General features: G+C 41.0%; 18 protein-coding genes, 1 tRNA gene and 1 pseudogene. 5 read left to right on the top strand and 15 right to left on the bottom strand.

Annotated features, from left to right (window positions below; all coding sequences use genetic code 11):
- Position 1 precedes the first annotated feature (1 nt).
- From nlpI to ACXAC4_RS04815, 10 genes and pseudogenes are all read right to left on the bottom strand, one after another.
- Positions 2–883, bottom strand: coding sequence for a lipoprotein NlpI (gene nlpI, locus ACXAC4_RS04860; protein ID WP_475159451.1), 882 nt, complete (start codon positions 881–883; stop codon positions 2–4).
- A 134-nt stretch (positions 884–1,017) separates the two neighbouring features.
- A complete protein-coding gene (gene pnp, locus ACXAC4_RS04855; RefSeq protein ID WP_475159449.1) occupies positions 1,018–3,144 on the bottom strand; it encodes a polyribonucleotide nucleotidyltransferase in 2,127 nt (708 codons plus the stop codon).
- Positions 3,145–3,367: 223 nt separating this feature from the next.
- Positions 3,368–3,637 (bottom strand): 30S ribosomal protein S15, encoded by a 270-nt coding sequence (gene rpsO, locus ACXAC4_RS04850; protein WP_349287233.1) that lies wholly within the window; start codon positions 3,635–3,637, stop codon positions 3,368–3,370.
- Between the two features lie 104 nt (positions 3,638–3,741).
- The gene (truB, locus tag ACXAC4_RS04845) at positions 3,742–4,680 is read right to left on the bottom strand and encodes a tRNA pseudouridine(55) synthase TruB (RefSeq protein ID WP_475159448.1); all 939 of its coding nucleotides are present in this window, start codon (positions 4,678–4,680) and stop codon (positions 3,742–3,744) included.
- A 5-nt stretch (positions 4,681–4,685) separates the two neighbouring features.
- Positions 4,686–5,078: a 30S ribosome-binding factor RbfA gene (gene rbfA / locus ACXAC4_RS04840; RefSeq protein WP_058029279.1), complete on the bottom strand. Its 393-nt coding sequence runs from the start codon at positions 5,076–5,078 to the stop codon at positions 4,686–4,688.
- 115 nt (positions 5,079–5,193) lie between these two features.
- A pseudogene (gene infB / locus ACXAC4_RS04835) lies at positions 5,194–7,846 on the bottom strand (translation initiation factor IF-2).
- 27 nt (positions 7,847–7,873) lie between these two features.
- On the bottom strand, positions 7,874–9,376 hold the full coding sequence (gene nusA / locus ACXAC4_RS04830; RefSeq protein WP_349287230.1) for a transcription termination factor NusA: 1,503 nt from the start codon (positions 9,374–9,376) through the stop codon (positions 7,874–7,876).
- Positions 9,377–9,414: 38 nt separating this feature from the next.
- Positions 9,415–9,870 (bottom strand): ribosome maturation factor RimP, encoded by a 456-nt coding sequence (gene rimP / locus ACXAC4_RS04825; protein ID WP_475159446.1) that lies wholly within the window; start codon positions 9,868–9,870, stop codon positions 9,415–9,417.
- Positions 9,871–10,110: 240 nt separating this feature from the next.
- Positions 10,111–10,187: transfer RNA gene (locus ACXAC4_RS04820), tRNA-Met, on the bottom strand.
- Between the two features lie 421 nt (positions 10,188–10,608).
- A complete protein-coding gene (locus ACXAC4_RS04815; protein WP_475159444.1) occupies positions 10,609–10,734 on the bottom strand; it encodes a hypothetical protein in 126 nt (41 codons plus the stop codon).
- Between ACXAC4_RS04815 and ACXAC4_RS04810 the strand changes: the two genes are divergently transcribed.
- Both ACXAC4_RS04810 and ACXAC4_RS04805 read left to right on the top strand, forming a co-directional pair.
- Positions 10,728–10,922: a hypothetical protein gene (locus ACXAC4_RS04810; RefSeq protein ID WP_138483223.1), complete on the top strand. Its 195-nt coding sequence runs from the start codon at positions 10,728–10,730 to the stop codon at positions 10,920–10,922. The two genes, ACXAC4_RS04815 and ACXAC4_RS04810, sit on opposite strands and share 7 nt — an antisense overlap.
- 31 nt (positions 10,923–10,953) lie before the next feature.
- On the top strand, positions 10,954–11,460 hold the full coding sequence (locus tag ACXAC4_RS04805; RefSeq protein ID WP_475159442.1) for a hypothetical protein: 507 nt from the start codon (positions 10,954–10,956) through the stop codon (positions 11,458–11,460).
- 78 nt (positions 11,461–11,538) lie between these two features.
- Here ACXAC4_RS04805 and ACXAC4_RS04800 read toward each other — a convergent pair whose 3' ends face one another.
- The 3 genes from ACXAC4_RS04800 to dapE all read right to left on the bottom strand — a co-directional run bounded on the left by ACXAC4_RS04800 (position 11,539) and on the right by dapE (position 14,076).
- Positions 11,539–11,931: a DUF3019 domain-containing protein gene (locus ACXAC4_RS04800; protein ID WP_138483227.1), complete on the bottom strand. Its 393-nt coding sequence runs from the start codon at positions 11,929–11,931 to the stop codon at positions 11,539–11,541.
- Positions 11,921–12,739 carry a MipA/OmpV family protein gene (locus ACXAC4_RS04795; RefSeq protein ID WP_475159438.1) on the bottom strand — a complete coding sequence of 273 codons (819 nt, stop codon included), beginning with the start codon at positions 12,737–12,739 and terminating at the stop codon, positions 11,921–11,923. Before ACXAC4_RS04795 ends, ACXAC4_RS04800 begins: the two co-directional genes overlap by 11 nt.
- A 167-nt stretch (positions 12,740–12,906) precedes the next feature.
- On the bottom strand, positions 12,907–14,076 hold the full coding sequence (gene dapE, locus ACXAC4_RS04790) for a succinyl-diaminopimelate desuccinylase (RefSeq protein WP_475159435.1): 1,170 nt from the start codon (positions 14,074–14,076) through the stop codon (positions 12,907–12,909).
- 263 nt (positions 14,077–14,339) lie between these two features.
- On the opposite strand from dapE, the gene ACXAC4_RS04785 reads away from it, so the two are divergent.
- Entirely contained in the window at positions 14,340–14,990 is a 651-nt protein-coding gene (locus tag ACXAC4_RS04785; RefSeq protein WP_421965128.1) for an OmpW/AlkL family protein, read from the top strand.
- 40 nt (positions 14,991–15,030) lie between these two features.
- On the opposite strand, the gene ACXAC4_RS04780 is transcribed toward ACXAC4_RS04785, so the two are convergent.
- Complete coding sequence (locus tag ACXAC4_RS04780) at positions 15,031–15,570, bottom strand: thioesterase family protein (RefSeq protein WP_138483235.1); 540 nt, start codon at positions 15,568–15,570, stop codon at positions 15,031–15,033.
- A gap of 125 nt (positions 15,571–15,695) precedes the next feature.
- On the opposite strand from ACXAC4_RS04780, the gene ACXAC4_RS04775 reads away from it, so the two are divergent.
- On the top strand, positions 15,696–16,181 hold the full coding sequence (locus ACXAC4_RS04775; protein ID WP_475159433.1) for a hypothetical protein: 486 nt from the start codon (positions 15,696–15,698) through the stop codon (positions 16,179–16,181).
- Positions 16,182–16,215: 34 nt separating this feature from the next.
- On the opposite strand, the gene tyrR is transcribed toward ACXAC4_RS04775, so the two are convergent.
- The gene (gene tyrR / locus ACXAC4_RS04770) at positions 16,216–17,772 is read right to left on the bottom strand and encodes a transcriptional regulator TyrR (RefSeq protein ID WP_475159430.1); all 1,557 of its coding nucleotides are present in this window, start codon (positions 17,770–17,772) and stop codon (positions 16,216–16,218) included.
- Positions 17,773–17,994: 222 nt separating this feature from the next.
- Here tyrR and ACXAC4_RS04765 point away from each other — a divergent pair, with 222 nt between their 5' ends.
- On the top strand, positions 17,995–20,229 hold the full coding sequence (locus ACXAC4_RS04765; protein ID WP_475159428.1) for a CapA family protein: 2,235 nt from the start codon (positions 17,995–17,997) through the stop codon (positions 20,227–20,229).
- Positions 20,230–20,240: the final 11 nt, after the last annotated feature.

The following is a 20,240-nucleotide window of genomic DNA, read 5'->3' as shown; positions in this document are numbered from 1 at the left end:
CTTAGCCAGCTTTAACACCGGCAAAAAGCTCAAGTTCTAATCGAGCATATTTATGCTCGACAAATTCGAATACATTTGTAGCCAGCGCAAGTTTAAAGAAGTCGACCGCAACAGCCTCTTTGCCTCTCGCTTGATATAGCTTTGCTAAATAAAAATATGCTTCACAGAGTCGCTCTGCATATTGCTGCTGCCCTGCTACACCCTCTGTGATCTGGGCTAAAAACTGGGTTTCGGTAAGCTGACCTAAGTAAAGCTGTACAAGTTGTGTAGACCATTCATCAGGGTTAAGTGCTTGGCTATTGGCTTTTAGTTGCTCGTAAGCGGCATTGGCATCTACTTTTGCTTGCGCTAAATATACCCACATAACACGATAAGCATCAGCTGGAGAGCGTGCTAAAAATGCTTCTAAATCTTGGCTAGAAAGCTCTGGTCTACCACCATAATAAAGCGCTATGCCACGATTAAGATAAGCATATTGATGGTCTTCATCCAATTCTAAAACCGCATCAAACATTTCATACGCCTTACCGAAATCTTGCGCAAGTGTATGGTGAATACCTAGAAAATTATACACAGAAGCAAGATCAGGCTTTAGCTGCACTGCACGATTAAAATCAATACGCGCCAAGGTTGATAAACCAACGCTGTCATAGAGTCGACCTCTTCTCAGAAACAACTCTGCTTTTTGGTCATTATTAATTTCAGGAGAGAGCAACAGCTCCGAATAACGAGCAATTTCTATTTCATTTCTATAATTTGCCGCTAACGGGACACCTAAAGGCACATTAGCCACCGACTTAGCCGTTTGTTTCTCTGAGGTTGTTTGACAACCCGCTAAGGTCATCGCAACCACTGATGCGAGTAGAAATGATTTAAACTTCATTGGCTTCCTTTATGTGATATCAGCAAACTTGAACCATCTTTATATGCTGACACTCGTAATAGCGATAAGTGCCATTAAAACATAAAAAAAGGGGCCTAACAGCCCCTTTTCATTGTTACATGAGAGAAAACAGATTATTCAGCTGGCTTTTCTTGCTCAGCGTCTGCTTTTTTCTCAACAGCTTCTTTGATGCTCAGACGAACACGGCCCTGACGGTCAACTTCAAGTACTTTAACTTTTACTTCTTGACCTACAGTTAGGTGATCAGACACGTTATTTACACGCTCTTCACTGATCTGAGAAATGTGTACTAGACCATCTTTACCTGGCAGTACGTTTACGAATGCACCAAAGTCAACGATACGTACAACTTTACCTGTGTAAAGCGTGCCAACTTCAAGCTCAGCCGTTAACGCTTCTACACGCGCAATTGCATCTTTCGCACTTTGACCATCTGTTGCAGCAATCTTAACTGTACCGTCATCTTCGATTTCGATCGTTGTGCCAGTTTCTTCAGTAAGCTGACGAATTGTTGCACCACCTTTACCGATCACATCTGCGATTTTCTTCGGTGGAATGTTCATTGTGTAGATACGCGGTGCAAATTCAGAAAGCTCTTCTGAAGGTGCAGCAATTGCTTGGTCCATCACGCCTAGAATGTGTAAACGTGCCGCTTTTGCTTGCTTAAGTGCGATCTGCATGATTTCTTTTGTGATACCTTCAATCTTGATATCCATTTGAAGTGCAGTAACACCCGCGTTAGTACCAGCTACTTTAAAGTCCATGTCACCTAAGTGATCTTCATCACCTAAGATGTCAGAAAGAACAACAAAGTCGTCGCCTTCTTTAACTAGACCCATTGCGATACCAGCAACAGATGCTTTAACTGGTACACCCGCGTTCATAAGCGCAAGTGACGTACCACATACAGAAGCCATTGAAGATGAACCATTTGATTCAGTGATTTCTGATACCACACGGATTGAGTATGGGAATTCTTCAAGTGTAGGAAGAACCGCAGCAACACCACGCTTAGCTAAGTTACCGTGACCAATTTCACGACGCTTTGGCGAACCTACAAAACCAGTTTCGCCTACACAGAATGGAGGGAAGTTGTAGTGCAACATGAAATGGTGCTTTTGAGTACCAGTTAGATCATCAATTAGCTGTGAATCACGCTCGGTACCTAAAGTGGCGGTTACTAACGCTTGAGTTTCACCACGAGTGAAGATAGCAGAACCGTGTGTACGAGGAAGTACACCCGTCATTACGTCTAGTGCACGAACCATATCCGGTTCACGACCATCGATACGCTTTTCACCTGCAATGATTCGACCACGAACTGTTTTCTTCTCTAGAGAACCGAACAGTTTACCAACTTCTTGCTCATCCAAAGACTCATCTTCAGCAAGCTCAGCAGTTAGTTTTTCAATTACTTCTGCTTTAGCTGCAGAAATCGCTTCTTTACGAGCTACTTTATCAGTGATTAAGTAAGCAGCGCCTACTTTCTCTTCTGCGATTGCAGCGATTTTATCAGCCAGTGTGACGTTTTTCTCTGGTGCTGTCCAATCCCAAGCTGGTTTACCCGCTTCTGCTTTGAATTCTTCAACAGCTTTGATAATAGCCTGTGCTTGTTCATGACCATAAACAACTGCACCTAGCATTTCTTCTTCAGTCAGAACTTCGGCTTCTGATTCAACCATTAATACTGCGTTTTCAGTACCAGCAACAACTAGGTCTAGCTTGCTTGATTCAAGCTCAGTCAGTGTTGGGTTAAGTACGTATTGACCATCGGTGTAACCTACACGAACCGCACCTAGTGGACCGTTGAATGGAATACCAGAAATAGCAAGTGCCGCTGATGTACCAATCATCGCAACCATATCAGGCTGGATGTCAGGGTTTACAGAAACAACTGTTGCGATAACTTGTACTTCATTTACGAAACCGTCTGGGAAAAGTGGACGAATTGGACGGTCAATTAGACGCGCGATCAATGTTTCACCGTCGTTTGGACGACCTTCACGCTTTAAGAAACCACCTGGAATACGACCCGCAGCGTACATACGCTCTTGGTAGTTCACTGTTAGTGGGAAGAAATCTTGACCTGGTGCTGCTTCACGCTTACCAACTACAGACACTAATACTGAAGTGTCACCGATGCTAGCTAGTACCGCACCGTCAGCTTGACGTGCAATAGCACCTGTTTCTAGAGTCACTGTGTGTTGACCTAGTTGAAATTCTTTAATAATTGCTTGCACAATATTTTCCTTATTTAAAACAAAATAAAACGCCAACAATCACCAATTACAGTCTTAAGCAGACTAAATAAATCCGCTTAAGTACTACAATTGGCTAACGCGTCGGCGTTCACTCGACATAATTGCCAAGTGCGAGTAAGTATACTTGTAGAATACCCACAAAAAAAGGGGCGATTAGGCCCCTTTTTTATCATTGGCTAAAAAGCCAACATAAACAAAAAGATTAGCGACGTAGGCCAAGCTCTTTGATTAGTGCAGAATAACGCTCAACGTTCTTACCTTTTAGGTAGTCTAGAAGGTTACGACGTTGGCTAACTTTACGTAGAAGACCACGACGTGAGTGGAAATCATGCTTGTGGTTAGCGAAGTGACCTTGTAGCTTGTTGATGTCAGCAGTTAGAAGTGCAACTTGTACTTCTGGTGAACCAGTGTCGCCTTCTGCACGTGCGAATTTTGCTACGATTTCTGCTTTTTCTTGGTTGCTTAGTGACATAATAACTCCAAAATAAATTTAAATTGTGCTTTAGCCGATCACTAATTCAGCCAAAGCGGGAAGCGGCGCGTAGTTTATCAGCATTCACACCTAAACTCTAGTATTTAATCTTGTTGACTTGAAAGTGCACGTTTTGCTTTAAGTAAGCCTTGATCATTACGCTCACCCACACCGGCAAATTGTCCATTGGCAACAACTTTAATTGGACCGCCTGGCAACTCACCACAACTTACCGTTTGACCGTGGCCAAATGCAATGCCTTGCGCTTCATCAATTTCAATACAAGGTAAATCAACGAGTGCAGTATCCATGGGTAACAGCAATTCGTCAAGATAAGTACATGCAGGTAAATCTTCTGCCTTCGCCTGATTAAGCTTTTCTTCAAGTTGCTCTAGTGTCAGCATTTTATCACTTGGATAATGCCCCACTTTCGAACGATGAAGCATAATCACATGTGCACCACAGCCAAGCTTTTCACCTAAGTCGTCAACAATCGTGCGAATATAAGTGCCTTTCGACACATGCACTGTCATTTGAATTTCTTCATTTTCCGCGTCATATTCGTCAAGTGTTAAACTGAACACATTGATCTTGCGACATTTTCGTGGCACTTCGATACCTTGTCTTGCATAAAAATACAAAGGCTTGCCTTCGTATTTCAGCGCTGAGTACATCGAAGGGTACTGATCTGATTCACCTAAAAAGCTAGCTACTTGCTCTTCAAGCATTTCTTGCGTCACTGCAACTGGACGTGTTTCGACTACTTCACCGTCAGAGTCTGAGGTGGTGGTACGCTCGCCGAGCTTAGCTCTAACAACATACGTTTTATCAGTATCAAGTAAAAACTGGCTGAACTTAGTCGCTTCACCAAAACAAATTGGTAGCATACCTGTTGCAAGTGGGTCTAGTGCCCCTGTGTGACCTGCTTTTTGCGCGAAGTAAATTCCTTTAGCGCGCTGTAATGCTTTATTTGAAGAAATGCCTTCTGGCTTATGAAGAAGTAAAATGCCATCAACCGGGCGACCTTTAGATCGTCTCGCCATGCTAATTACTCTTCGCTTTCTTCCTCTGGGCCGCGCTTTGCATTGTCTTCACGGATCACAGAGTCAACTAAGTTAGAAATACGCATACCTTCAAGAAGAGATGTATCAACCACAAATCTCAACTCAGGCATAATGCGAGCGCGAATACGTTTACCTAAAATAGAACGAATATAACCCGTTGCATCATTCAGTATTTGTACGCTCTGTTTAGTTTTATCTTCATCACTGGTATTTAACACAGTCACGAAGATTTTCGCGTATGAAAGGTCTCTTGAAACTTCAACGGCAGAAACCGTCACAAAACCTAAACGCGGATCTTTAATTTCTCTTTGTAAGATCACAGCGATTTCTTTTTGAATTTGCTGTGCAACTCTGTCAGTACGAGAAAATTCTCTCATTATCACCTACTTGTAATTTAAACCATTGATTTTAGTAATAGTTTTATTCATATATCTAATAGACGAATGGGGGCATATAAATGCCCCCATTTTTGTAAATCAGTATAGCAGTTGATTATAGGCTACGCTGGATCTCTACAACTTCAAATACTTCGATTTGGTCGCCTACGCGTACATCGTTGTAATTCTTAACACCGATACCACATTCCATACCGTTACGAACTTCATTTACGTCATCTTTGAAGCGACGTAGTGATTCAAGCTCACCTTCGTAAATAACAACGTTATCACGAAGTACACGGATTGGATTGTTACGTTTAACAACACCTTCAGTAACCATACAACCGGCAATTGCGCCAATCTTAGGTGACTTAAACACATCACGAACTTCAGCAAGACCAATGATTTCTTGCTTGAATTCAGGTGCAAGCATACCAGACATTGCTTGTTTAACTTCGTCGATTAAGTGGTAGATTACACTGTAATAACGTAAGTCTAGGCTCTCAGCTTCAATCACTTTACGAGCAGAAGCATCAGCACGTACGTTAAAGCCTACAACAATCGCGTTAGATGCCGCAGCAAGTGTTGCATCAGTTTCAGTGATACCACCAACACCAGTACCAACAATCTTCACTTTAACTTCATCTGTTGATAGCTTCACTAGTGCATCAGAAATCGCTTCAACTGAACCTTGAACGTCCGCTTTAAGTACCACATTAACTTCAGACACATCGCCTTCAGTCATGTTAGAGAACATATTCTCAAGCTTCGCTTTCTGCTGACGAGCAAGTTTAACATCACGGAACTTACCTTGACGATAAAGTGCTACTTCACGTGCTTTACGCTCATCTTTAACAACAGTCGCTTCATCACCTGCAGCCGGCACACCAGAAAGACCCAGAATCTCTACAGGAATTGAAGGGCCCGCTTGCTTGATGTCTTTACCATCTTCATCTTTCATTGCACGAACACGGCCGTACTCGAGACCACAAAGTACAATATCACCTTGCTTAAGCGTACCTGACTGAACTAGTACAGAAGCAACGGGACCACGGCCTTTATCTAGGCGAGATTCAATGACAACACCTGACGCCATACCATCATGCACTGCTGTTAGCTCAAGAATTTCAGCTTGCATTAGAACTGACTCAAGTAGTTCATCAACACCTTGACCTGTTTTCGCTGAGATGTGTACAAACTGTACGTCACCGCCCCAGTCTTCAGGAATTACATCGTGCTGAGAAAGTTCGTTCTTAACACGATCTGGATCTGCTGTTTCTTTATCAATTTTGTTTACAGCAACAATAAGTGGTACTTCAGCCGCTTTCGCGTGTTGAACCGCTTCGATTGTTTGTGGCATTACACCATCATCAGCTGCAACAACTAAGATTACAATATCAGTTGCCTTCGCACCACGAGCACGCATTGAAGTAAACGCTGCGTGACCTGGAGTATCTAGGAAAGTAACCATGCCGTTTTCAGTTTCAACGTGGTAAGCACCGATATGCTGTGTAATACCACCCGCTTCACCTGATACCACGTTCTTAGAACGAATATAATCAAGTGTTGACGTTTTACCGTGGTCAACGTGACCCATAACTGTGACAACTGGCGCACGTGATTGTAATTCAGCAGAACCTTCACAACGGTCATTTAGTACTTTTTCTTCGAGCTCGTTCTCTTTAACAAGAACAACTTTATGACCCATTTCTTCAGCAACAACTTGTGCTGTTTCTTGGTCAAGTACTTGGTTAATTGTAACCATTTCACCCATCTTCATCATGGTCTTAACGACTTCAACGCCCTTAACCGCCATGCGAGATGCAAGCTCTGCAACTGTGATTGTTTCACTGATGCGCACTTCTTGTTTTACGTCTGCAACTGGCTTTTGGAAACCATGTTGTAAAGAAGTAGGAGCCTTCAGCTTGCCTTTACGGCCTCTTGCTGGAGCTTCAGCTTTTGCTGGACCTTTCTTCTTCTTCTTACGACGTGCACTCTTTTCTTCACGCGCATCTGACTCATCTTCTGCTTCACGAGCATATGTTGATGTAGTCATGTGGTGATCTGCTGTTTCTTCGCGCTTCTTGCGCTCTTCTTCTTCCTTTTTCCAGCGCGCTTCGTTTTCTTCAGCTAAACGACGTGCTTCTTCTGCTTGACGTTTTGCTTCTTCTTCAGCTTTTTTCAATGCTGCTTCTTCTGCTTCTTTCTGCAATCTTTCAGCCTCTAGACGATTCTTTCTCTTGCTGTTCTGTATCCACTTGCTTGCTCTGCTGTTCTTTGGCTTTACGTTCAGCATCAGCTTTACGCTTTGCCTCTTCTTTAGCTTTGCGCTCTGCTTCCTCTTTTGCTTTACGCTCTGCTTCTTCTTTCGCCTTTTGTTCAGCTTCTTGCTGAGCTTTCAACTCAGCTTCTTTACGAGCAGCTTCCTCTTGCGCTAAACGCTCTTGCTCTTTTTGCTGTTCAACGGCGCTCTTCTTGACATAAGTGCGCTTTTTACGAACTTCAACTTGTACAGATTTCTCTTTACCAGTTGAACCTTTCACGCTTAAAGTGCTTTTGCTTTTACGCTGTAATGTCATACGCTCTGGGCCTTCAGCACCTTTACCACCGTGCTGCTTGCTCAAATGATCAAGTAATTGTGCTTTTTCAGCTTCAGTGACCATATCACCATTGCTTTTGCTGATCCCAGCATCACTTAATTGCTGCAACAGTTTATCAACAGATGTATCAATAGTTTCGGCCAGTTTTTCAATACTTACTTCTGCCATAGTGTGTGTTACCTCCGTTAATAAATTTTATGCGTCTTCACCAAACCAACAGATATTACGAGCAGCCATGATAAGCTCACCCGCTTGCTCTTCTGAAAGTTCAGTAATCTCTACTAATTCGTCAATACCTTGCTCTGCTAAATCTTCAAGTGTCACAACGCCTTTACTTGCCATTACAAATGCAAGGTGACGCTCTAACCCTTCAAGCGCAAGTAAATCTTCTGCAGGCTCTGCGCCTTCAAGACTTTCCTCAGTTTTCAGAGCACTTGTTGTTAGTGCATCTTTTGCACGATTACGCAGCTCTTCAACTGTGTCTTCATCAAGACCATCGATTTCTAAGAACTCAGCCGCAGGCACGTAAGCAACTTCTTCAAGTGAAGAGAAACCTTCATTGATAAGCAAAGTTGCAAAGTCATCATCGATGTCTAGGTTTTCAGTAAATAAGTTGATCAGTTTATCAGATTCAGCAGCGTTCTTCGCTTCCATATCTTCTACTGTCATCACGTTTAGTTCCCAGCCTGTTAACTGACTAGCTAGACGGATGTTTTGACCGTTACGACCAATTGCTTGCGCAAGGTTATCAGCTTCTACTGCGATATCCATTGAGCGTGAATCTTCATCCATTACAATTGATGCAACTTCTGCTGGCGCCATTGCATTGATAACAAACTGCGCTGGGTTATCATCGTAAAGCACGATATCAACACGCTCGCCACCAAGTTCTGTCGAAACAGCTTGTACACGTGCACCACGCATACCCACACATGCACCCACAGGGTCAATGCGCTTATCATTTGACTTAACCGCAATTTTAGCACGTGAACCAGGATCTCGAGCTGCACCGCGAAGTTCAATCATTTCCTCGCCAATTTCAGGCACTTCGATACGGAATAATTCCATTAGCATCTCAGGCTTAGAACGCGTTACAAATAATTGCGCGCCACGAGCTTCTGGTTTAACTTCGTATAATAAGCCACGAACACGGTCACCCGGGCGGAAGCTTTCGCGAGGTAACATATCCTCACGGTAAATCACAGCTTCTGCGTTGTTACCTAAATCAATCACAATTGCATCGCGCGTTGCTTTCTTAACCACACCAGTAACAAGCTCACCTTGCTGGTCTTTATAAGCTTCAACAACCAGTGCACGCTCTGCTTCACGTACTTTCTGTACAATTACTTGCTTCGCCATTTGCGTAGTGATACGGTCAAATTTAATTGATTCAATTTGTTCTTCAACAAAATCACCTAGCTCAATGCTGTCGTCATCATAACTTGCAGCTTCTAAAGTGATTTCAGAAAATGGATTTTCTAATGACCCATCTTCTTGTGGGTTTACTACCATCCAACGTCGGAAAGTATCGTATTCACCCGTTTTACGGTCAATTGAAACGCGTACTTCAATTTCACCTTCATGTTTTTTCTTTGTTGCCGTTGCTAATGCAAATTCTAACGCCTCAAAGATTTTTTCTCTAGGAACCGCTTTTTCATTCGAAACGGCTTCTGCTACTAAAAGTATTTCTTTTGCCATAATAATGCCTCGCTTGCCCTTGTCCTTCGCTCTAATTATTAAAATTTTGCGATGATGTTGGCACGTTCAATATTGCTAAGCATGATCATATGATCTTGCCCATCGATTTGGAGAGTGATCATGTCACCAGATACTGCAACTAAATCACCTTTAAAGTTTCTTCTTCCATCTTGAGGAAGCTTGGTACGAACTCTTAATTCTTCACCTTCTGCTTGCTCATAATGAGCAGGCTTAAATAATGGTCTATCAACACCTGGTGAAGACACTTCAAGGTCGTATTCATTTGTAATCGGATCTTCAACATCTAAAATCGCGCTCACTTGGCGACTCACATCAGCACAGTTATCAACCGTGATGCCATTCTCATGTTCGATGTAAACACGTAGAGTTGAGTGTCTACCGGCTTGCACAAACTCTAGACCCAAAAGTTCGAATCCCAATGCTTCAACAGCAGGCTCTAGCATAGCTGTTAATTCTAGCTCGATTTTTGACACAAATATCCTCCATACAAACAAAAAAAGGGCAAAATGCCCAGAGTAATCATGTATCTTTAGCAAGCTTTAGATACAACAACGCCCCGGACCAAGCGGGGCGTCACACTAAATACAAAACTGTGCGGCCTGAGGCCTAGCTTGGTCACGTCAGCGCTAAATACGAACGCTATAAACGCAAAACGCGCATTACAATGAATGCGCGCTACCAGAGTAAGAAAACATAAAAATGTTATCTAAAATTGGTTGCGGGAGCCGGATTTGAACCGACGACCTTCGGGTTATGAGCCCGACGAGCTACCAGGCTGCTCCATCCCGCGCCAACGTGCAGCACTACTACTGCAAAACAGGCTGTATTATAGGGAGTGTTCCATAAATAAGCAACCATAAAGCATATAAATACACTCTGATTTCTTTATTTATAAGTAAAAAACAGAAACTCCTGAATTTTTAACTCAAAATTTTTAAAGCCCTCTATACTTTTAATTAAGCGCTTAGACGAGGCGATATCATCAAGTTAGATGATATAAAGATTAATGCAAATGGACGTGCCTAATATTTATGAGGCACTCACTATGAGTTTATCCCCTTACCAATTTCAGCTGTTAACCTCTTCAAGTAAAGATATTTGTGATAATTTTGAGCATTTCTTCACTTACTTTAATTTATTAGTTAAAAAGAAGCTGCCCTCTTTTATTTCTTGCTCTAATCTTTTCGATCATAAACAATACATTTGCTCTCTTACTGAACACTTAACTTCTCAACAGAGCATTTGGCTGTATATAGAGAAAAATCGAACTTATTTAAACCGGCTTTTTCAAGATAAGCACCAAGTAAATGTCTTTCGAGAGGTTTTTCTAATGGCATTAAGCACCACATTAAAATCTAAGTTTACACTCGCTGTGCGCAAAGCTTGGCAAAGTATATTGTTTGTCTTCACTAATATGGTACAAACGCAAATCCATGGTTATAGTAATGTTATATCTATGCTGCAATATCGAAATAAGCGTAGTATGACGACTCAATTGAATGGAAAATTGCATTCAGATCCGTAAACTGTAAGAAATTCGCTTATTAGGAACATAAATGAAAAAAGCACTATTTTTTGCAGGCATTTTTACCGTGTCTTTAACTGGCTGTGATGTTTTCGAAAGTTCGAAGGCACAGATTGAACAGCAATACTTATCTGAGAATCAAGAATTAAAGGCTGCAATTGAAGCTATTCGTGAGCAAGGCTTACAAACTGTTGCAGCATCAGCTGAAAAAGGCAGTGTCGCAGCCTGTGTTGCTACTAGCTTAGATGCTGATCCTATGGGTGCTTTGGTAGAAGTTGAGGGCGCATTACAAGATAGTGCTGACTTGGCTGGGTTAGTCGATACAATCAATAACTTAACCGAACAAGAACTTAGCTTAGAAACAATCGGTCAACTTCTTCAGCATGGAGCTGAAACCGTTGATTACCTGAAAACTCTACTTGGTGAATATGAATTAGCAGAGTTACAAACTCAATTAACAAATTTACTTGAACAGGGCCAAAATAAAACTCAGGATGTCGGTCAGCATTTACGTGAACTGATTGAACAGTGCCAATAGTTCCATCTTAAAGCTTTTTCAATGCTTTAGCTCTCCTATATTGGGCACCCAAATTTTAAGGAAGACTGTTTATCTTCCTTAAAATATTCTCCAACGACGCTTTTTAGACTTAATCTTATGTACCCAGTTTACTTCGATTGTGGTGACAGCCAAGGTATCTCTCTTTTGCTTAGAAATTAACTCATAGCTAATACTTTCTGTTGAGCCAAAATTCAGCGTATACATAAATGTCCTAGTATTTGCCCAACACTGAAGGATCTTCTTCGTTCCACTCTCTCTTAAACAGTAGTCACCAACATCTGGCGCTGTGACAGCAAACTTCACATCAGTATAGCAGGTTCGCCCTTCATTCAACGCCACGCACTTGCTCGGCATGACGTTTAAGATCTCGGTTGGTCCTTCATCTTTTGTTTGTGCATAACTCATAGAAGTCACAAGCAACGAACAAAATGAGATCATCTTAAAATACATACTTCACTCCTGCAAAAAAGACACGAGCGTGTCTGGAGTGAACAATTGGGCTTTCTACAATATGCGATGAATAAATAAAACCAGACGCACCAGCACTAAAGACCCAATTTTCAGCTATTGGGTAATCTGCTTGTAGCTGTAAATAAAGTGATGAAGTATTACTTACTTCATATTCAGGCCTGAAAGCAGTCGCTTCATCTGCATCAATACCGTAATAATAATCAATAAAGGCAGATGAGTAATAGTTTGCACCTATATTTAACCAAACATCCCAGTTACGTAGTTCGAAGTTGCGAGTTGTATCAAAATGAAATAACCAGCCATCACTGTCTCCAAACACATCAAATACAAGCTCTGTGACGGTTTGAAATTCTCCGTGATTGAAGTAGTAAGCAAATCCTAGAGAAAGGTCATGCTCTCTATCTTTGATACCAGCGAGTTCAGGCACTTGGTCTTCATTTTCATAATAGCCACTTTCATTAAACGGTTGCTGGTAGCTGCCTAAAATGGCATCGATACCCCAGCCATCTTCAATGACTAATTGGTACCCTAAGTCTGAACCACCGTAGAAATCGCCTGAGTGGGTATTCAAGTAAAAGTTTTTATATTCGATTTTTGCATCAATCAATAAGCCAGGTGCACTAAAATGAGAATTGGCCCCCACGAGCTGAGTCATGGTTGAATCGACCCAAAACGTGCCTAAGCTGAATTGCCATAGCAATTCGTCTTTTTCAAGATGTTCATCTGCGTGGCTTACAGTAGAAAAGAAGCAAAAACAACATAGCAACAGAGTTGTTATTTTTTTCATTGTTTTTATTAAAGCTGTGTTTATTGTCATTCTTCCTTGCATGATAACGTAAGCTTGTGGTGTCCAACAATATGAAAATGATGTACTTACAATTTTACTCACTTTCCCAAATTATGAACAGCACTCAGACAAAAAGAGTTGTAAACAAATGCAACAAAGAACAACGACTATTTGCTGTTAAAATAATTTTTTAAAATAGCATAATATATTTGCTTCACCCGAATTAAATCAGGTATTGCGATACGCTCATTGACTTGATGTATAGTTGCGTTGGCTACCCCACACTCGATGACTTGAGTATGACTATTTGAAAAAAAACGACCATCCGATGTACCTCCTGCAGTAGTCAGTTTGGGGTATTGACCACAGGTGTCATAAATAGCCCGCTCGACTAAGCCTAAGAAGCAATTATTTTGTTTATGCCCAGTGTAATAAGACTCACAGGGCCTTTCCCACTCACACTGTATGTATGCTTGGTTTTCAACTAATGCCTGCTCAACCAACTTTATAATTGCTTTGCTATCATAGTTATGACTATAACGGATATTAAAAGTAATCTCACAGTTGTCCGGAATAATATTGTCTACACTATTATTCACCTGTAACCCTGTTATCTGCAGCCCCGTCTTAGAGCCATATTCATCCAACTCCCAAACAATGTTGGTCAGACTATTGATTATATTGCCACTAATATGCGCTGCATTAACACTGTTTTCAGGGTAAGCAACATGCCCAGCTTTTCCTTTTATATGAATACGACCTGATAGCGCGCCTCTACGCCCATTTTTTATGGTATCTCCAGCAATTTTATCTGCGGTCGGTTCACCGACAAGACATGCATCAAGTACTATGTCGTTCTTGGCCAGGTATGCAGCGATTTCCTTACTGCCATATTCAGCTTCTCCTTCCTCGTCAGAGGTAATTAACCAATATAAGCTACCTATTTGAGGTGATGTTTGATTGAGCATTTTTTTGGTCGCAGACAGCATAGCTGCGATACCACCTTTCATATCTGCAACGCCTCTTCCATAAATACAACCTTCAAATATTTCACCTGAAAATGGACATACTTTCCACCCATCAGAATTTGCAGGCACTACATCGACATGACCAATGAAGCCTAAGCTCGGTCCAGGACCGAACTGTTTTGCGGCAACTAAATTTTTAACGCCATTGACATCAAAAATGTCTATGTCAAACCCAAGTAGACTCAGTTGCTCAGACAGCCAACTTAAAGTACCCGCATCATCGGGGGTGATTGACTTGGCCCTGACCAAGGTTTGTACAAAATCTATGACTTCAAGGTCTGCTTTGTTTTCTATAGCTGCACTAATCATAACGTTCGTTTATACATAAAAGATTGAATGTTATTTAAACGTTGCAGTATTGCATTCGTGTGTCACTTTACTTGCAATTTTAAGTCTATGCCGCATGTAAAAATTGATTTTGATACCCAAAAATTAATCTAAATCAAAGTTTCAAAAATTTCTGAAATAACCTGAAATAAAAATTGATCTAGAACAGTTTTCGTTTCCTGGACTGGCCTATAGTGGCTTCAAGAAAAAAATTACATACCTTGCAAAGGCATCAGGAGATGAAAATGAAAAAACTTGGCGCAGCTCTACTTACTACACTTCTAGTAGCCGCTCCTTTAGCACAAGCTAAATTAAGCGTTAATGTTGGTCTAATTAATGTTAACCCTAGCGACACAGCTTCAGCTATTGATCAAAATAAAGCACTTGGATTAGTAGCAGATTCAAATACACAGCTGGGTATTACTTTTGATTATAAATACACTGATAACATTGTATTTGAATTAGTTGCAGCGACCCCATTTTCTCATACCGTAAATGGTGCAGGTGGTCTTGCTGGTGCTGAAATCGCTAAGGTTAAACACCTACCGCCTACATTTTTAGCTCAGTATCACTTTTTTGATTCAACAGCAAAATTTCGCCCATTTGTTGGTGCAGGCCTAAACTATACGGTTTTCTTCAGTGAAGACCCAAGTGCAGCGCTTAAAGCGACACTGAAAACTGATGATGTAAAGGTTGAGCTTGATAGCTCTTTCGGCATCGCACTTCAAGCTGGATTCAATTATGACATTGATGAAAAGTGGGGTATCCATGGTATGGTATCAAAAATTGATATCAACACTGATGCAACAGTATATGCAAACGGTGCAAAAGCACTAACATCAGATGTTGAACTTGACCCTGTTGTTGCGATGCTAGGTGTTAAGTACAAGTTCTAAGTAAAAAATACAGTTACTTTCTCGATCCCTAAGGCCACAATCAGTGGCCTTTTTTATTATTGCTTTTCTTCGCCTCTAACATTGCTTTCCAATGTTCTATTTCTTCCGATAATACAGGGGCTGGACCCGAGTAATTTGCTGCTGCAAGCATATCTTCAACAGAGACAATACCTTGTTTGCTTTTAAACACCCCTCTTACATAAGCTATCGCATGAAGGCCTCTCGCCGTTGTAAACTTTTGCTCAATGTAAAAATATTTATGGTCCCACCCAACTAACTGAGTACTGACTTTAAATGATTCAAGCGGTTTAATATCTCGGATATAAGTAATGGCCGTTGCATTAACAATTGGAAACCAGCGGCGCTTCATAACTACCTTAAATAAGCCAATCTCTTCTGTCATCCAAGTTCGAGCTAAGTCCATAAACGCAAGATATCGCGAATTGGTCAAGTGCATATTAATATCGCAATCACTAGGCATTACTTTAAAATCTATTTTGCTAACATCCAGTAAGCCTTTGTATTCATTGTTTCTTTTAATCTTTAAAAGTAGCAGTATCAGCCTAAAATACAGGTTCATTTATGGTCCAACCAGTAAGTAAAAAATAAAGTTTAACATAAGCTTAGTTACTCACAATAAATTGTTGCTAAGCCGTAATTGCTCCACTAGTCTTAAAAGATAACTATTCTCACACGAAACTTAATATGAAATTGTATACTTTTGTGCTTACCACCTTGCTCTTTTCTTCCTGTGTTTTTGCCAACTTTGATTTTGAGGGAAAAGGAAAAGTCACTTACCCAACAGGCGTAGACAAAACTTTTGCATTTGGCTTTGCTTGGGATGAACAGAAACAAGCATTTAGAATAGGTAAAAAGACCTATAACATGTCCAGTTTGCCTGAGTCATATTCTATTGCCCTTACACTCAGTAAAGACGATAAAAAAGTATGGGTTCAAGAATTCAATGCCGGGTTTATTGACAGTTTTGAGTGGCAACTCGGTGAGCAAATAATTACTTTAAAGAAGAAAGAGTTTAAGGTGCCAGTAAAAGGAAATTATGTGCTTTCTCTTAATAAGATTGATTACTTTTTGGTGAAAAATAACGTCAGTATTCAGATTAAGTTTAATGAAAAAGGAATTGATAACATCAAGATAGATGGCGTGACAAAAGATATGGGCGCTAAAAAGTAGTCCCATATCTTAGTAAGCGATTTGCCAGATAAAACTAAACTTTTACGGTCTTTCTATTTATACCGTATTCTCTTAATTTATTTGCCACTGCGGTATGGCTCAGCCCTAATCTTTTAGCAAGCTGTCTAGAGCTAGGGTATGCCGGATAAAGCTTTCTCAATAAAGTAGCTTCGAAGCGTTTAACTGCGTGCTCTAAGGTGCCTTCAAAATCAGATTCCAAATACCCTAGTTCATGGGTGAATGTTGGCAATTGCATATGCTCAACACGAAGTTCTTTGTCATCCAGCAAAGAAACTGCGCGATACACTGCATTTTCAAGCTGTCTCACATTACCAGGCCAAGGGTATTGCTCTAAAAAGACTAGACAATCTGTTGCGAGTGTTGGTGCAGGCTGACCATTTTGCTGTGCATACTTTTGAATAAAGTGCTCTGTGAGTGGCCCGATATCAGCTTTTCTGTCTCGAAGCGGTGCGATATCCAAAGTCAGTACATTAATACGGTAGTACAAGTCCTCTCGGAAAGAGCCTTCTTGAACCATCGCTGGGAGATCTTTCTGTGTCGCCGCAATAATTCTGACATTGACTTTGACTTCATTTTCATCGCCGACTTTTCTAAACGTGCCATCTTGCAAGAAGCGAAGCAGTTTTGTCTGTAACTGGGTTGACATTTCGCCCACTTCATCTAAAAAGACTGTGCCGCCATCGGCTTGCTCTAACACGCCGCGCTTTGGCGCAGCATTCTCTTCAAAGCCTGCGTACCCAAATAACTCTGACTCTGCAACATCATCTGGTAAAGAAGCGCATGACAAAGCGATGAAGGGCTTAATTGATCGATTTGATGCGTAGTGACATGCTCTAGCCAACAACTCTTTACCTGTGCCGGTCTCACCGGTAATCAAGATCGGAGCATCTAATTGGGACATCTTGCGCGCTTCTCGCACAACACGGCGCATCGCAGTGCTGTTGCTGTGAATGGTTGCAAAGCTTTCTTGTCCGTAACGTCTGAAGGCACTGACTTGCTGGCCTAAACGGCTTTGCGATTTAATATTAATTACCGCGCCAGCAAGAATATCGCCATCTGGCTTTTGCGGCACAGTGATCGGTAAGATATCAGCAATATAATCTTCACCACCCACTTCAACACGCGTGGTTTGCCCTAATACTTCTTTACCTTCTAGCCAACGAGTGAAATTAAAGCCTTTTAGAAGGTTATTAATATTCTCACCCAGCACATCGTCTAGGCTCAAACTGAGATCTTTACAAGCTGCATCATTACAATGACGAACCCACCCTTTTGCATCGATGGATATCACACCATCTGGGAGCGCACTAAGCAAAGTATTGAGTTCATTATGCTCTCGCTCTGAAGGTAAGAAAGCAGTAGTACGCACATCTTCAACACCATCAATTAGGCGAATCTCAGGCATTATTTTCTGAAATTGTTCAAACTCGATAGGTGGGAAGCTGACATACATTTTGCAATTGACCGAATCGACCTCAATGCCCTTAAGGTCAACCTGATAATTTACCAATATATTCAAAACTTCTTGTGCAATTCCTATCCGATCGGCACACAGGATTTCAAGACGCATTCGTTCCTCAAACAGGGCTATACATGACACGGCGAAATGATACTCTAAGAATAGTCGTCAGACTAGAAAAATGTAAACATTATTGAACGTTTCACTATACTTATTCTTAATGTAAGCTATTTTAATAAATTGCTAAGTACACATATTAGATACAAATTTAACAATTGCATAAAGCTAAACAAATATTTTATAATACTAACGACTGATATATGTGAGTTTTAAATGTCATTAACTAGCTACCCAAAAAAATTTGTAAACCTCTTTATAGCTTATTCGCTACTCATATTCATATCGGCGTGTTCAGTTGAAGATCCATATGAAACAGGGCCTTCTGAGCAACAGCAAGAAGAACTAGATGAACGTGACAAAGTCGTTGAAACTGTTATACCTTTCTCTTTAAAGTTAACAGATTCATCAGACACACCTATCACTAACTTAGATGTGAAAGTTGCAGGAAACTTATACCAAACGAATGCTCAAGGCATAGTACATCTAGATACACTGACTTTAGGTAATTACCCTGTTGAGATCATCCATCCCGATTATCATATTCTCTTGTCAACCATCAATATTTCTACGGGAAATGACAGCGAAGTCATTGTTCTATCAAAAAAAACAGAGAATGAAGTCAGTTTAGTGTTCGCCGGTGACACTATGTTTGGCCGCCGCTTTATGGATCCAAATATCACAACCATGAATAACTCGGTACCCGATTTACCAGATGCCTTAATTAATAAATCAAATGCAGCAACCGCTGCAATTGAAATCACTCAACATGTAAAGCCACTCTTTCTAAATCAAGATTTTGCTTCTGTAAATTTAGAATCCCCAGTGCTCAATCAGCCAGTAAGTGTTCATCCAACAAAAGAGTTTTCTTTTTTCTCTCTACCTGAAACGTTAGAGGGTTTAAAGTCAATTGGCATCGACTATGTCGCGCTGGGTAACAACCACGTTTACGATTACCAATTAGATGGGCTAAATGACTCTCTAAAGTTTGTATCAGAGGCTGGGCTTCTTCACAGTGGTGCGGGTCTAAATAAAGTTGCCGCTTATGCCCCGGTATTTGAAAACGTTAAGGGAACGACCCTAGGTCTAGTGTCTGCCACTTCAATTCGAGGTGGCGATCACGAGGTGACCTATGTCGCAGACGAAGAAAAAGGTGGTGCAGCTGATTTATCTGATTCAAAGTCCTTAGCTGAAGCATTGCAGTTAAGCAAAGAAAATAGTGATTTCACCGTTATACAATTACACGGTGGCGATGAGTATTCTTATGCCCAAACAGACTATATTGAGAATCGCTATAACCTGATTTCTAAGCTCGAAGAAAAACCGGACTTAATGGTGACCCACCACCCTCACGTTGCGCAAGGCTTTGACGTCTATGATGACGTACCAACTGTATTAGGACTTGGTAATTTTGTGTTTGATCAAAATCGATTAGAAACAGTTTTAGGCCTTGCTGTTGAAGTTCGAGTTAACAAAAACACCACCCCTAAAGTGAGTTCAGCAAGAGCCTACCCTATTTATATCGAGGAATATAAACCACGCCTCATTTCTGGTGATTTAAGTAACTACTTAATAAAACGGGTTGCTGAATTCTCAAATAATGTCTCAGTGATCCCTAGGCAAGGATATGCTGACGTTTTATTCTCTCAACAAATTGCCCCGACACTATTAAAGCAAGAAGTTATCGAACTTGAACCTGGTGAACATATTATAGATTTGCGCCAGCTGGCACCTAGCCATAGCTTTTTGAGCCAAATAGCAACTGATGTTGAGGTCACTTCACTGATCTTGGGCAGAGATTTATTAGTATTTGGTGATTTCGAAGATTGGGATAATGACGATACTCAGTTTGAAATAAATCACTGGGATCATTCTGATGAAGATACAGTGCCATGTCTGACAGGTGCATACAGAGGCAATCAAGGATTATGCTTAACTAGAGACCAATTTGATAACTTTTCCCTAAGGGTACCGTTTAAGCAAACGGTGAGGGCTTTTCCACTCACTCCTGCGGATGACGTTAGTAAAGTCTTTCATAAACATACACTTTATGGGTATGCTAAAGGCATCAATGCAGGCAAATTAGAATTAGATTTAAGTATCTTAACTTCTGAGGACTCACTTATTTTCTCAGAGCAAACTTTACCGGTATTAGAAGGTGGGGAGTTTGATTGGCAGCCATTTAACATAGACTTCGAGTTACCAGACGACAGGAATGTATTGGGCCCGGAGAATTTACCGCCTAGAGGGATCCGTTTCGCGTTTATTCATTCACCTCCCCAAAATGGCAATGCTGAACTACAATTAGATGATATTGCTTTAATTTCTTGGCAGGATTCTATTGAATTAACGGATCGGACGTGGCGTACTACTCATTTACATGGAAAATCATTTTTAAAAGTATCAACTGACAAGGCTGTTCGATTAAATTTAACCTTTAGTCAATTCTGATTGACCTTTTA

The organism is Pseudoalteromonas sp. AWM4_233 (assembly GCF_056158285.1).
The sequence above is the reverse complement of the archived record's forward strand: the minus strand, read 5'-3'. Positions and strand labels throughout refer to the sequence as shown.

Excerpts from the sequence above, each read along its gene's own strand:
- ACXAC4_RS04800 (WP_138483227.1), bottom strand. The coding sequence starts at position 11,931 with ATGTATTTTAAGATGATCTCATTTTGTTCGTTGCTTGTGACTTCTATG.
- ACXAC4_RS04775 (WP_475159433.1), top strand. The coding sequence starts at position 15,696 with ATGAAATTGTATACTTTTGTGCTTACCACCTTGCTCTTTTCTTCCTGT.
- ACXAC4_RS04795 (WP_475159438.1), bottom strand. The coding sequence starts at position 12,739 with ATGAAAAAAATAACAACTCTGTTGCTATGTTGTTTTTGCTTCTTTTCT.
- ACXAC4_RS04810 (WP_138483223.1), top strand. The coding sequence starts at position 10,728 with ATGGCATTAAGCACCACATTAAAATCTAAGTTTACACTCGCTGTGCGC.
- tyrR (WP_475159430.1), bottom strand. The coding sequence starts at position 17,772 with ATGCGTCTTGAAATCCTGTGTGCCGATCGGATAGGAATTGCACAAGAA.
- ACXAC4_RS04805 (WP_475159442.1), top strand. The coding sequence starts at position 10,954 with ATGAAAAAAGCACTATTTTTTGCAGGCATTTTTACCGTGTCTTTAACT.
- ACXAC4_RS04765 (WP_475159428.1), top strand. The coding sequence starts at position 17,995 with ATGTCATTAACTAGCTACCCAAAAAAATTTGTAAACCTCTTTATAGCT.
- nlpI (WP_475159451.1), bottom strand. The coding sequence starts at position 883 with ATGAAGTTTAAATCATTTCTACTCGCATCAGTGGTTGCGATGACCTTA.
- rpsO (WP_349287233.1), bottom strand. The coding sequence starts at position 3,637 with ATGTCACTAAGCAACCAAGAAAAAGCAGAAATCGTAGCAAAATTCGCA.
- truB (WP_475159448.1), bottom strand. The coding sequence starts at position 4,680 with ATGGCGAGACGATCTAAAGGTCGCCCGGTTGATGGCATTTTACTTCTT.
- ACXAC4_RS04780 (WP_138483235.1), bottom strand. The coding sequence starts at position 15,570 with ATGAACCTGTATTTTAGGCTGATACTGCTACTTTTAAAGATTAAAAGA.
- ACXAC4_RS04815 (WP_475159444.1), bottom strand. The coding sequence starts at position 10,734 with ATGCCATTAGAAAAACCTCTCGAAAGACATTTACTTGGTGCTTATCTT.
- ACXAC4_RS04785 (WP_421965128.1), top strand. The coding sequence starts at position 14,340 with ATGAAAAAACTTGGCGCAGCTCTACTTACTACACTTCTAGTAGCCGCT.
- rbfA (WP_058029279.1), bottom strand. The coding sequence starts at position 5,078 with ATGAGAGAATTTTCTCGTACTGACAGAGTTGCACAGCAAATTCAAAAA.
- dapE (WP_475159435.1), bottom strand. The coding sequence starts at position 14,076 with ATGATTAGTGCAGCTATAGAAAACAAAGCAGACCTTGAAGTCATAGAT.
- nusA (WP_349287230.1), bottom strand. The coding sequence starts at position 9,376 with ATGGCAAAAGAAATACTTTTAGTAGCAGAAGCCGTTTCGAATGAAAAA.